The sequence below is a fragment of the Thalassotalea euphylliae genome, from assembly GCF_003390335.1.
In the GTDB taxonomy this organism is placed as follows: Bacteria; Pseudomonadota; Gammaproteobacteria; order Enterobacterales; family Alteromonadaceae; genus Thalassotalea_F; species Thalassotalea_F euphylliae_B.
The window spans coordinates 3,888,892-3,902,317 of the sequence record NZ_QUOU01000001.1 but is presented as its reverse complement, the minus strand read 5'-3'; the positions used below and the strand labels follow the sequence as shown (position 1 = coordinate 3,902,317).

The following is a 13,426-nucleotide window of genomic DNA, read 5'->3' as shown; positions in this document are numbered from 1 at the left end:
TTAATGTCCAACTCTGCCGCTCATCAAGTTAAGCCGAAACGCGCTAAGCGCATGGTGCCCCTACGTTACGTATTAACCCCCATCGCGATTATTTTTCTCGCCATTATCGCGGTCATGGTTTTAGGCATGATGGCGCCAAAACCGGCTAAAAAAACCGTTGAAACTCGTGCACCTTTGGTGGATGTTGCGGCGTTACACCCAACGCAGGTGCAATTTACCATTGCCAGTCACGGCTCGGTCATGCCACGTACGGAAACGGTGTTGATTTCAGAAGTGTCGGGCATGGTCAGTGAAGTGTCTGACAAATTCGTTGTTGGTGGCTTTTTCAAAAAAGGCGAGCAACTGCTGAAAATTGATGACGACACCTATCAAGTTGAAGTGCTGCAAGCCCAGTCGCGATTGGAATCGGCAGAAGCTGAGTTGGTGTCTGAGCAAGCCCGCTCAGAGCAGGCGAAAGACGAATGGTTACTCACTGGTAAAACACTGGCGCAAGCGCCGATCTTGGCGTTGCGTAAACCCCAGCTGCAAAAAGCCAAGGCCGATTTAATTGCTGCTAAAGCGGACTTGCGAGAAGCCGAGCGCAAACTTGCCCGTACTCAAATTTTGGCGCCATACGATGCCATGCTCAAAGCTAAGCGTGTTGATGTTGGGCAATACATCACGGTTGGTGCTGCGCTGGCGGACACCTTTGCCATTGATTACGCGGAAGTTCGCCTGCCCGTCAAACAGCGCGATGTCCCTTTTTTAAACCTACCGAAAATCAATCAGTCGCAAAGTGAAAGTTCGACGGTAGAGCTTTTTTATGACGTTGATAACACACGTCAAAGCTGGAATTCTCAACTGACGCGCTACGAAGGTGTTGTCGACACTTCTTCTCGTGTTCATTACGTGGTTGCGCAAGTTGTCGACCCTTATGGCGTATTGGACTCAAACACCGCTGAAGAGATTCGCATTGGAACTTTTGTTAACGCCAAGATCTCAGGGAAGTCGGTGAGTGACGTGGTTGCCATTCCTCGTGGTGCAGTGCACGGGGCGAATACTGTGTATTTAATCAACGAAGAAAATCAACTGCATATTCAGCAAGTGCCGGTACTTCGCTCTGATGTTGAGTATGTTTATTCACAACACAACTTTGCCCAAGGTAGCCGTTTAGTGCTAACCAATTTGGAAACTCCGGTTGAGGGCATGACGTTGCGGGTTAATGGTGAGTGGACGCCAGATCAGCAAACGCAAGAAAGTGCTGACGAGCAAACGGCAACGACCAGTGAAGATAGCACTGAGAGCCAAGACGAAGCTGCGCAGGAGTCAGGGGTATGACACAAGCTAAGGAAGAGTTAACTGGCATTATTGCGTGGTTTACTCGCAATAGTGTTGCCGCCAACTTATTAATGGTCTTTATTCTGATTGCTGGGTTTATTTCCTTTCAGGGGCTGAACAAAAAAATGTTTCCTGAGTTCAACCCAAACAGCATTCAAGTGGTTGTCCCGCACTTAGGCGCTGCGCCTGAGGAAGTGGAGCAATCCGTTATCCTCAAAGTTGAAGAAGCCGTCGAAAATATCGAAGGCATTAAGCGTATGGTGTCAACGGCGAGCGAAGGCGTTGGCCGTGTCGAGATTGAACTGCAATCCGGCTACTCGCTGGCAGAAAAGCTCGATGAAGTGCAGCAACAGGTTGATGCGATTACCACCTTTCCCGAGCAGGCAGAAAAACCCATAGTCACGCGCCAAGAGTTTAAAGGGCAAGTAATTTGGTTATCGGTAAGCGGTAATATGGATCGCCGAGCGCGTCAAAACATGGCACAAGATGTTCGTGATGAGTTGATGGCGCTACCGAGTATTAATAGTGCTGAAGTGGTGGGGAGTCGAGACTATGAAATCAGCATTGAAGTGTCTGAGGAGAAACTTCAGCAGTTTGATTTAACCTTTGATGAAGTCACCGCAGCAGTGCGCCGCTCTTCCATTGACTTGCCAGGTGGCACAATCAAAACAGTAGGTGGCGACATTTCGCTGCGCGTTGAGGGCCAAGCCTACACAGGTCAAGAATACAGTGACCTTGTCTTGCGCACTGCCGCAGATGGCACGCGTTTAGTCTTGTCAGACGTTGCCAATATCGTTGATGGTTTTGTCGAACGTGAAGATTTTGCCAGATTTAATGGTGAAAATACCTCCAGCATTATGGTGCAATCAACGGGTGACCAGAACGACTTGGATATTTCTGAGCAAGTTCATGCCTATGTTGCCAAGAAAAACAAGCAATTACCGCAAGGTGCCAAGCTGACCGCCTGGGGTGACTCTTCGTTTTACTTGAAAGATCGCCTCGACATGATGATTTCCAACATGATCCTCGGTGCGTTTTTGGTTTTCCTGGTACTGACCTTGTTTTTACGCCTGCGCGTTGCATTTTGGGTCATGCTCGGAATTCCGATTAGCTTTTTCGGCGCGTTTATTTTGATGCCGATTATGGGCGACTGGTCAGTGTCAATTAACTTACTAAGCCTGTTCGCCTTTATCATGGTGCTCGGTATCGTGGTTGATGACGCTATTGTGATAGGTGAAAGTGCCTACACAGAAATTCAGCGCTCTGGGCACTCAACCGACAACGTGATTAAAGGCACATTAAGGGTTGCGATGCCTGCAACCTTCGGAGTGCTGACGACCATTGCCGCCTTTGCACCTTTGTTGTTTATCGACGCTACTTTTGCCGCCTTTTTCCGCGCCATCGCGTTAGTTGTCACCTTCTGTTTGATTTTCTCGTTAATTGAATCAAAGTGGATTTTGCCTGCCCACTTAGCGCATATGAAATACGTGCCGTTGAAGGAGAACCCCAACGCGTTTGAGCGTTTTCAAATGCGTTTTAAGGCGGGATTAGATAATTTTATCCACAACACCTACAAGCCTCTTTTGAAAAAGGCGTTAGTCGCTAGGTACAACACCATTGCCATTTTTATTGCTGGCTTGCTGCTCACGGTTGGTTTAATTGTTGGTGCGTTCGTGAAAGTGGAAGTTTTCCCCAATGTGCCGAGTGACTTTATCCAAGGCAACTTAACGCTTGTTGACGGCAGCGCAGTGAGTGAGCGTAACAAGGCGATAGAGCGTATCAAAGACGCGGCCTTTGAGGTGGCAGAAGAAAATAAAATTAACGGCGTTTCGTTTATCAAACACTCGATGATTTTCACTAACGGTAATACCAGCGCGAGCTTTTTGTTGGAGTTGGTCAAACCGGAGCAGCGCGAGCTTAACGCTTACGAGATCGAGAAGCTGTGGCGTGAGAAAATTGGTGAGATTCCCGGAGCCAAGGAAATTCGCTTTTTCGCTGGCACGAATGTTGGCGGTGGGGCCGCGCTTGAGTTCCAACTTACCGGGCGCAACGATGTCGAGCTAGAAGCTGCTGCTGAACGCATTATGGATAAGTTAGGGGCTTATGACGGGGTTTACGATATTCGCAATTCGTTTAGCCGTGGCTCTCAAGAAATTAAGCTCAGTATTAAGCCGGAAGCAGAAGTGCTTGGTTTGACCCTGTCTGACTTGGCAAAGCAAGTGCGCCAAGCTTTCTATGGGGAAGAAGCGCAGCGCATTCAGCGTGGCCGTGACGAATTAAAGGTGATGGTGCGTTACCCTAGAGAAGATCGCCTTTCCATTACTGATCTTGAAGACATGTGGATTCGCACGGGCAGTGGTGAGCAAGTGCCGTTTTATCAAGTGGCCGATATTAGCCTAGGCCAAGGGTTTTCAACCATTACTCGGGTGAATCAAAAACGCTCGATCACCGTTTCTGCCGATATCGATAGCGAGAAAATTGAATCTCGCAAAGTCCTGTCTGAAATGAACGACGAAACCATCCCGGATATTTTGGCCGATTATCCATCGGTGACATACGGCGTTGAGGGAGCGAGTAAGGAGCAAGCGGATTTTCTTCGCCAGCTTGGTATTGCTGCCTTGGGCGCTTTATTCCTAATTTACGGCCTGATTGCCATTCCAACCAAGTCTTATGTACAGCCTCTGGTTATTATGTCAGTTATTCCGTTTGGCATTATTGGTGCGATAGTCGGTCACTTTCTACTGGGTAAAACCATTAACATGATGTCGATTTATGGCTTTATCGCGCTGACCGGTGTGGTCGTAAACGACAGTTTGATTTTAGTCGATTTTATTAATCGGGCTAAAGGCACTGGCCAGCGCATGATAGATATTGTGATTAATGCTGGCACTGAGCGTTTTCGCGCGATACTACTTACTTCGCTAACCACTTTCTTTGGTATTTTCCCTCTCTATTTCGAGGGCAGTTTACAGGCACAGTTTATTATCCCTATGGCGATATCACTGGGCTTTGGCATTATGTTTGCGACCGTTATCACCTTGTTCCTGATCCCGTCGCTTTATATGATTAAAGAAGACATACACGGATTGTTCACCAGAAAACATAGGGAAATCAACGAAGCGTCACAAGCTCAACTATAATTGACCAAGTTAATTAACGCTGGGTAAGACAAGTACTACAACTAAAACAGCTAAAACAAACAAAAAGAGAAAATTATGTTGATTAAGTTTGCTAAAACGACACTTGCCATCGGCGCTTTAACGCTATCGGCGGCTTGTGGTGCTTTTCAGCCCCCTGAAATGACAATCAATGCTGATCAGCAATTTTATCAAGTTAAGCAGTTTGCAGAAGCTGTCGATGTCCCTTGGGGCATGGCGCAATTGCCGTCAGGTGAGATCTTGGTTACTGACCGCAAAGGTGAGCTTAGGGTTATTCGCAACGGCAAAATGCTGGGTGATAAAGTTGGTGGACTACCGGAAATTGTTGCCCAGGGCCAAGGTGGCTTACTGGATATTGCGTTGCACCCTAAATATCAACGCAATGGCTGGATTTACATTACCTTGTCAAGCCCACAAGGTGAAGGTGAGGGCAGCAATACTGCTTTGATGCGTGCCAAATATGATCCAAAAACAATTACGCTGACCCATCAGAAAATTTTGTATAAAGGCAGTGATAACACCACCAAACGCCATCATTTTGGCAGCCGAATAGCGTTTGATAACGATGGCTATGTGTATTTTTCCATTGGTGATCGCGGTGAGCGTGATCGCAAGCCACAAGATTTATCACTTGATGGGGGGAAAGTGTATCGCCTCCACGACGATGGTCGCATCCCCAAAGACAATCCATTTGTCACGCAAAGCAATGCTAAAAAGGCTACGTTTTCTTATGGTCATCGAAATCCACAAGGCATGGCCAAACACCCGATAACTGGCGATATTTGGTTGCACGAGCACGGGCCTAAAGGTGGTGACGAGATTAATTTGGTCGCTGCTGGTAAAAACTACGGTTGGCCAGTGATCAGCTATGGTGTGAATTACAGTGGCACTAAGTTTACCGAAATAACTGAAAAAGCGGGTATGGAGCAGCCGTTACTGTACTGGACTCCATCCATTGCCCCTTCCGGTATGGTCTTTATTACCAGCGACAAATATCCACATTGGCAAGGGAAAATGTTAGTTGGCTCACTCAAGTTTCATCATTTAGTGCTGGTCGACGTTACTGAAACGGGGATTAAGGCTCAAGCTAAGCTTTTTGAAGGAATCGGGCGCGTACGCAGTCTTATGCAAGGCAGTGATGGTTACCTTTACGTTGGCACCGATGGCGATGGTATTAAGCGCATAGAGCCAAAGGCTTAGTGCTAATAGACTTAACGGGCCTTAGTGCTAGGACTTAACGCTGGGCTTAATGTTAGGCTCAATTCTAGGCCTAATTTAAGGTCTAATGTAAAGCCGAATAAATAGGGCATGCGCAGTGTTTATAGTGTCTGTCCTTGTTTCTTAGCAGAGCTGGTGATTTATCGGTCTGCAACTTCCATAAAAATAATGGTAAATTTTGAGTGTCGTTTTGATTATTCGAGTGTTAGTGATTTTGTCAGTGCTGTTTTCTGTTGCGATGGGCCAAGTGCTGGCGGCATCGCTAAATGTGGAAAATCCGCATATTTGCAAAGATACGTTAGCTGAATTTACGCAGCCTATTACACCGCACACCTCACCTCTTGACGGCTTGATTAACGCCGTGCGATTACATTGTCAGGATCAGCACCAAGCTTCTATTGAGATGCTGGCGCCAGTGCTTTCATCGCCTATTGGCATCGACAGTAAACAGCTTACCTACGCCTATATTTTGCAAAGTATAAATTTCAACAATATTGGTGATGACAACAGTTGCCCTACGGCAAAATTGTCGATGGCGCATGCGGTGAATAGCGACAGCCCGGCATTGGCGATTCGCGCCGAGCTGAATTACTTTTCATTTTGCAATGTCTACGACGACAATACCCAACACGCGTTAAAGCGCTTGTATGAGTTGAATCAGATGGCTGCAGACATGAAAAATCCAGGCTTGCAGCTAGTGACACATAATCAATTGTCTTTTGTGTACTACATGCTAGATCAAAACCAACTGTCAGCGGAAGAAGCGGAAAAAGCACTTATATTAAGCGAGCAGATTGGCGCTGATGACTACTTAGTCACCTTGTTTAATTTGGTTGATGCATACCTTGATGCTGGCGAGTTGAGCTTGGCAGCGCAACGCTTGATGCTATATGGCGATAAGCTGCCCCAATCACCAAGCGATTTTGAGCAGTATTTATATCATTATGCCCAAAGCTATTTAGCCTATTTACAGGGGGATTTTGAGCAAGTATTGGCGGTTAGAGATGCGTATATTTTGAAAACAGATTATCGCGCCCCTTCGTTTGAGGAAAAGCTTGCCGTATTAACTGGCTTGGCGTGTGCGCAGTTGGCGCAATTTGATTGTGTAAAACAGGTGATTGAGCAGCACTTCGCCGAATTCCTGACGAGTCAATCGCTGGAAAATATATCGCGCTTAGGCTTGTTTGAATTATTAATTCACTGGCATGCACATCAGCAAGACTACCCAGTGTTGGCTAAAGTGCATCAAGGCTATTTTAATCTGGCAAATGAAAAGCTAATCCGCCAACAACAAGCAACGAAAGTGCTCGGTGTGGCGAAACTTAACAATGAAGTGATTCGTTTAAATTCTGAAGAAGTTCACAAGCGGTTGGCAGCGCAGCAACAAACCACGAAAAACTATCGGATCATGCTGTCAGTTGCCGTCGTGTTACTGATTATTGTGCTGTTGGCCTATTTGCAGTTAAGGCGCAAAATAAGCCAACAATTGATGCATATTAACGAACTGAAGTAAGTGCTTCGTCTAAGTCTTCGAGCAGGTCTTGGTAATCGTACTCATCGCAGTCTAACACGGTAAATACACTGTCTTGAAGATATTGCCAGTCAGATGAGGGTCTAAAAAATTTGTGTTGGTGGACGATGTTTTCCGCCATTTTTAGAATGGCAAAGGCTAGCTGCGCTTCGCTGCCATCGAGCTTAGTTAAAAAGTCTCGTTCGTGGTGACGCAAGATCAACTGACAAATATCAGGTGGCAATCGCCAAGACGTTGCCACGTAATAGCCAATAGTTGCGTGGTGAACCTGAAATGCTCGCTCTTCAACCGCCGTGATCACCTCGCTTGGGTTTTTCTCGGCATGATCAAGCACGTCTTGATAGTTATGGTACTTGATCGCCATAATGGGAATGCCACAATCGTGAAACAAGCCCAGCGTAAATAACTTTTCTTTGGCGATGCGACGGTGTAGCTTTTGACCAATAAATACTGCGGTATTAGCAATATTGCTGGCGTTATCCCAAAAGCTTTCTAGCGAAATGCTACAGTCTTGCTGGCGAAAGCTCTTTTGAATTAAGTCACTGGTGACCAATGACACTATGCCATCAAGGCCAATATATTTAACCGACTTGGGAATGTCGGCAATTTTTCTGGCTAAACCATACAGTGGGCTATTAATTGTTTTCAGTACTTTCGCACTGACGGAGATATCTTGAGCAATCAGCTCGGCAATTTCGTCTAGGTTCGGTTCACCTTGTTTTACTTTGTCTTGCAATTCTAATAGTAAACTGGGCTGAGCTGGCACCGAAAAGCCACGGCCAATATCTTTTAAAACCGACTCATCTACTTGTAGCATGTGGGGCTGTTATTTATCTGAAAAACGCTTATCTGCCTATAGTAAAACGTGCGGCAAAAAAAATCATGCCCAATATTTGTATTCAATATACTTTAGTTGCAAGATGAACAACTTATTAACAATTAAAGAGGTAAATAATGAAACGTTGCGCAATTTTAACTATGGACAGTTTGGAAAACTTTGAAGCTTACGATGATTTATTAGCGCAACCTCTGGCTGAGCTTGGTTGGCAGATGGAAATGATTTCATGGCGTGACACTAAAGTTAATTGGGACGACTTCCATGCGGTAATTGTTCGCTCGCCTTGGGATTATCAAGACGATGCCGATAAGTTTATGCAAGTGTTAGCGAAAATCGAACAATCGAGTGCGCATTTGGAAAACAGTTTAGCGGTAATGCAATGGAATATTGATAAGCTTTATTTAAAAGAGCTAGAGGCTAAGCAAGTGAACATAGTGCCAACGCTTTGGCGAGAGCATTTTGAGGCCAGTGAACTGCCTGCGTTTTTTGAACACTTTGACGCGGAGCAAATCGTATTAAAACCGCGTATTTCAGCCAACGCTGATAACACTTTTTGGCTTACTAAAGAGAATTACCAAGCCAAATTAGCCGAGCTAAGAGATGCCTTTGCTACGCGCAACTTTATGGTACAACCCTTTATGGAAAGTGTGATCGAAGAGGGAGAGTTTTCACTGTTCTATTTCGATGGCAATTACAGCCATGCTATTTTAAAAACTCCCAAACAAGATGATTTTAGAGTGCAAGAAGAGCATGGTGGTCGATTAACCGCGGTAGCGCCTGAGGAAGAGCTAGTGCGCCAAGCGAGTGTTGCATTAGCAGTAATTCGTGAAATGCCGTTGTATGCCAGAGTTGACTTTGTCCGCAGTGGCGACACGTTCGCGTTAATGGAAGCTGAACTAATTGAACCTTCACTGTATTTTAATATGGACGAACAATCCGCCACTCGCTTCGCTCAAGCCTTTGCTGCGAAAATGCAAAAACTGGCTATTTAAGTAAACTGAGAGTTTAGTGGTGTGATTGAATGCGCTATCGCGACAGGTCAAGCCGCTTAACTTGTATCAGTTTGGGGACAATATAACGATCCCCAAAGTATATTTATGTCAATTGGCACAACGACTTTGCACGCAAAAAAAAGGTTCTTCGCATATTAGCGGGACTAGAAATGAAAACGGTAGTAAAGGTAATGTTTAGTTCGCCAAAACAAAAACAACACCCAAACTACCGTTTCTATGTCAGAGCTTACTTTTCTTGCCCAGTTTTGGGAAGGGTTTCATGTCACAAATATTGAAACCAATCCTACATCCATTCACTTCACGTTAGAGCCTAACAGCTCAGGTCGATGCCGTTGTGGTCAATTAACTAACAGTATTCACGATTCGTCTTGGCGTAATATCCAAGATGCTACGATGCTGGGTCGTAAGGTGAGCTTAGCTGTTAAGACACGGCGAATTGTCTGCCCAAACTGCGGTGTTGTTACGGAATCAATTCGTTGGCTAGAGCCATTCGCCCGGATAACCAAACGACTTCAAAGTTACGTCGAAGGGTTATTGCCAATCCTACCTATCAAGCATATCTCAGAGGTGACAGGACTTCATTGGCATACCATCAAACAAATTGATAAAGCGCGGCTTGCACAACAAGTTAAAGCGCCGAATTGGTCGCGCGTAAAACGCTTAGTCATGGACGAATTTGCCCTGTTTAAAGGTCATCGATACGCCACAGTCATCGCAGACGCGGACACTTACCAAGTGCTCTGGATTGGCGTTGGTAGAGCAAGGCAGCATATTCGCCCGTTCTTTGAGTCACTTGGTGAGCATTGCCAGCAAATTGAAGCTGTTGCAATGGACATGAACACGGCCTTCGACTTGGAAGTTAAGCAACACTGCCCACAGGCTCGCATCGTTTACGACCTTTTTCATGTCGTGGCTAAATACGGTCGCGAGGTTGTTGATCGCGTTCGCGTTGACCAAGCCAACCAGCTCAAGCATGACAAGCAGGCCAGGCGTTGGGTTAAACGCTCTCGTTGGGTTTTACTTAAGAACCGAGATAACTTAAATACTCATCAGCAAGGATACCTAGATGAACTGCTCAGCATGAACCGAGACTTAATGGTGGTGTATCTATTAGGTGAGCAACTCAAAGAACTTTGGTATTGCGAGGATGAAGAGCAAGCCAAAAATCTCTGGCAATGCTGGTGGCAACAAGTCATTGAAAGTGGCATTAAACCATTGATTGCCTTTGCTCAAAGGCTCAAACCATACCTGCATGGCATCACTTCTTCAGCAATCTATCGGATGAACACATGTACCTTGGAAGGCATGAACAATAAAATCAAACTGATTAAGCGAATGGCGTATGGATACCGAGATATAGAATATTTCTTTTTAAAGATAAAAGCAGCTTTCCCCGGAAAGCCGCGATGAACCAAAAAAAAGCCCACATAAAGTGGGCTAAGAGTAGTGGGCTTTCCCGTCAAGGAAGCTGTCAAAGTAACATTGATACAAACGTATCACTTACACATTTCACTGGGAGTGAACTGTTTCAACCTCAGGCTGTCTGACCCAAGGAATAAACTTAGGGTGCCCAGCTAACCGACAGTGCTATCTGAGGGCACACATGTCACTGTCAGCTGCTGAGCTTGCTTGGAAACTTGTCGCTATAAACCTTAGCTGGTGGCGCCAGCTTTAGTTCACGATTAAAAAATGTCATCTCGATTCACCTTGGTAATATGAATCCCTGAAAAAGATACCTAGAGGCAATTAATTTGTGTTAACTAGGGGGGTAGCTAACTGGAGCTGGGCTAATGCTCCGCAAATCATACAACTGCCTGTCGGTATCAGTTGGGCTTCAGTTCCAAGATTGCTCTTGGCATTTTCTAATCGTGGTCTATCATAACAGCTGAAAATCAAAAGTAAACCCAAATGAGAATTGTTTTTATTTATTTTTTTGGTGGTTATCTTTAACCAAAAGATGATGCAGTAAATCGTCATCGATAAAGTGTTTTAGCTGTCCGTAAAATCGAGTATTCGATCCGCACGTCCCCCATTTTGTTTTATCCGCATGTATCAATTAAATCATTGAACGCAAATTCAAAAGCCAGCTAATATAGAAGAAAATAAAGTGTGGTTATCACCACCAACAATGAAAGGGTAGATGTATGGAGTTACGTTCATTCGTACTTTGTAATGACGCTGGTGATGAAGTGTGTATTTCTAATTATGGCGCACGGCTATTGCAATGGCATACAGATGTTTTTGGCCAAGACCGAAATATCATTCTAGGTTATTCAACACTTAGCGATTATTTGGAAGACCCTTTTTACCACGGTGCGATAGTTGGTCCATACGCTAACCGCATTGGCGGCGCGGCATTTTCCATTGATGAGCAAGAATATCAACTGCAAGCCAATGAAGGGAAAAACCACCTGCATGGTGGTGAACAGAGTATTAGTCACCTTTGTTGGGAATTAGTTGCCCAAGAAGCGCAAGTGCTGACGTTAAAGTGTGAATTACCAGACGGCCACAATGGCTATCCCGGGGCGATGCATTATTGGGTTACCTACCACTTAAATAACGATAGTTCGTTAGATATCGATATTAAAGTAACGACCGAGCAAGCTACTGTGATTGGCCCAACCACTCATCCTTATTTTAATTTAGCGGGGGTTGGGGAAAGCGCCGCAGGCCATATTCTGCAAATATTTGCGGACAATTTTACCCAAGTGGATGACGCTAACGTGCCAACGGGAGAAATTAGTCCTGTAGATGACACGCCCCTTGATTTTCGCAAGCCACGCGTACTTGACCCACAACAGCCGAAAGACAGTTTAGATCACAACTTTGTTGTTAGTCGGCCTGCAGACGAATCTCATGGCATATTAATTAGCCCAGACAAACAATTGCAGCTACATGTGTGCAGTGGTTACCCAGGTTTACAAGTTTATACCGGTGAATTTCTTGGCGGAAAATTCGAAAGTTTTGGGGGGATTTGCTTAGAGCCACAGTTTTACCCCAATAGCCCGAATATTGATAATTTTCCATTTTATCTTACGACGCCAGAAGAACCATTTAAAATGCGTATCAGCTATCGACTTGTTAAGAATCAAATAGAAGCGGATACACCAGCCGAACATCAGCGAGCGGTTCCGGCAGAAAAAGCCGACTAACACTATCAAAAGTCTAAAAATTGTACGTGATCTTTTAAAAAGAGTTCTGTATAATCCTGCGCTCCCTACGTTACAAAGCTTATTCTTTCCCGAGAGTAAGCACATGGCTCGATACTCGAAGGGGTAATTGCGTAGCCTTTTGAACCGATAACGCTAGGGCGTTATCAAGTTTAGTAACATTTTTATTTGGGTTTTTATAAATGAAAACTTTTGTAGCAAAACCAGAAAGCATCGAACGCGACTGGTTTGTAGTGGACGCTGAGAACAAAACTCTTGGTCGTATCGCTACTGAAATTGCGCGTCGTTTACGCGGTAAGCACAAGCCAGAGTACACTCCTCACGCAGACACAGGCGATTACATCGTTGTTGTTAACGCTGAGAAAGTACGCGTAACAGGTAACAAAGCGAAAGGTAAAATCTACTACTCGCACACTGAGTTCCCTGGTGGTTTGAAGCAAATTAGCTTCGAAAAACTTATCGACAAAGCGCCAGAGCGTGCTATCGAATTCGCAGTTAAAGGTATGCTTCCTAAAGGTCCTTTAGGTCGTCAAATGTACCGTAAGTTAAAAGTGTATGCTGGTCCTGAGCACAAGCATGCTGCACAACAACCACAAGTTTTGGAGCTGTAACCCATGGCTGATAATCAATATTACGGTACTGGTCGTCGCAAGAGCTCTACTGCTCGTGTGTTCATGAAAGCAGGTAACGGTACCATTACCATTAACAAGCGCGATATTTCTGAATACTTCGCTCGTGAAACTGCTCGTATGGTTGTTCGTCAACCACTTGAGTTAGTTGAATTATTAGAGAAGTTCGACTTAAACATCACTGTTACTGGTGGTGGTAGCACAGGCCAAGCTGGTGCTATCCGTCACGGTATCACTCGTGCACTTATGCAGTACGACGAAGCATTACGTGGTGACCTACGTAAAGCTGGTTTCGTTACTCGTGACGCGCGTAAAGTTGAGCGTAAGAAGGTTGGTTTACACAAAGCACGTAAACGTCCTCAATTCTCAAAACGTTAATATTTGCGTTTTCAAAATCAAAAAACCGGCTTATGCCGGTTTTTTTATGCCTGTTATTCAGTGCGATAAGTTAGCGCGATAAGTCAGTGCAATAAGTCAGTGCGCGGTTATATTTTAGCAGACGAAGAACAATCATACTGGGCAGCGTTAGCTTACCTCAGTAGCATGGTTAAA

The 13,426-nt window shown here is 45.1% G+C and carries 10 protein-coding genes; 9 read left to right on the top strand and 1 reads right to left on the bottom strand.

Annotated features, from left to right (window positions below; translation table 11 throughout):
• Positions 1–3 precede the first annotated feature (3 nt).
• From DXX93_RS17065 to DXX93_RS17050, 4 genes are all read left to right on the top strand, one after another.
• Positions 4–1,317: an efflux RND transporter periplasmic adaptor subunit gene (locus DXX93_RS17065; RefSeq protein WP_116009158.1), complete on the top strand. Its 1,314-nt coding sequence runs from the start codon at positions 4–6 to the stop codon at positions 1,315–1,317.
• Positions 1,314–4,457, top strand: coding sequence for an efflux RND transporter permease subunit (locus DXX93_RS17060; protein WP_116009157.1), 3,144 nt, complete (start codon positions 1,314–1,316; stop codon positions 4,455–4,457). Before DXX93_RS17065 ends, DXX93_RS17060 begins: the two co-directional genes overlap by 4 nt.
• Before the next feature lie 75 nt (positions 4,458–4,532).
• The gene (locus tag DXX93_RS17055; RefSeq protein ID WP_116009156.1) at positions 4,533–5,675 is read left to right on the top strand and encodes a PQQ-dependent sugar dehydrogenase; all 1,143 of its coding nucleotides are present in this window, start codon (positions 4,533–4,535) and stop codon (positions 5,673–5,675) included.
• Between the two features lie 196 nt (positions 5,676–5,871).
• Entirely contained in the window at positions 5,872–7,206 is a 1,335-nt protein-coding gene (locus DXX93_RS17050; protein ID WP_116009155.1) for a hypothetical protein, read from the top strand.
• Here DXX93_RS17050 and DXX93_RS17045 read toward each other — a convergent pair.
• Positions 7,190–8,041: an HDOD domain-containing protein gene (locus DXX93_RS17045; RefSeq protein ID WP_116009154.1), complete on the bottom strand. Its 852-nt coding sequence runs from the start codon at positions 8,039–8,041 to the stop codon at positions 7,190–7,192. The genes DXX93_RS17050 and DXX93_RS17045 overlap by 17 nt on opposite strands.
• 137 nt (positions 8,042–8,178) lie before the next feature.
• Between DXX93_RS17045 and DXX93_RS17040 the strand changes: the two genes are divergently transcribed.
• The 5 genes from DXX93_RS17040 to rpsI all read left to right on the top strand — a co-directional run bounded on the left by DXX93_RS17040 (position 8,179) and on the right by rpsI (position 13,252).
• Positions 8,179–9,054 carry an ATP-grasp domain-containing protein gene (locus DXX93_RS17040; RefSeq protein WP_116009153.1) on the top strand — a complete coding sequence of 292 codons (876 nt, stop codon included), beginning with the start codon at positions 8,179–8,181 and terminating at the stop codon, positions 9,052–9,054.
• Positions 9,055–9,291: 237 nt separating this feature from the next.
• Positions 9,292–10,485: an ISL3 family transposase gene (locus DXX93_RS17035; protein WP_116006470.1), complete on the top strand. Its 1,194-nt coding sequence runs from the start codon at positions 9,292–9,294 to the stop codon at positions 10,483–10,485.
• Between the two features lie 734 nt (positions 10,486–11,219).
• Entirely contained in the window at positions 11,220–12,227 is a 1,008-nt protein-coding gene (locus tag DXX93_RS17030; protein ID WP_116009152.1) for an aldose epimerase family protein, read from the top strand.
• 200 nt (positions 12,228–12,427) lie between these two features.
• A complete protein-coding gene (gene rplM / locus DXX93_RS17025) occupies positions 12,428–12,856 on the top strand; it encodes a 50S ribosomal protein L13 (RefSeq protein WP_116001331.1) in 429 nt (142 codons plus the stop codon).
• A 3-nt stretch (positions 12,857–12,859) separates the two neighbouring features.
• Entirely contained in the window at positions 12,860–13,252 is a 393-nt protein-coding gene (gene rpsI / locus DXX93_RS17020) for a 30S ribosomal protein S9 (protein ID WP_116001329.1), read from the top strand.
• Positions 13,253–13,426: the final 174 nt, after the last annotated feature.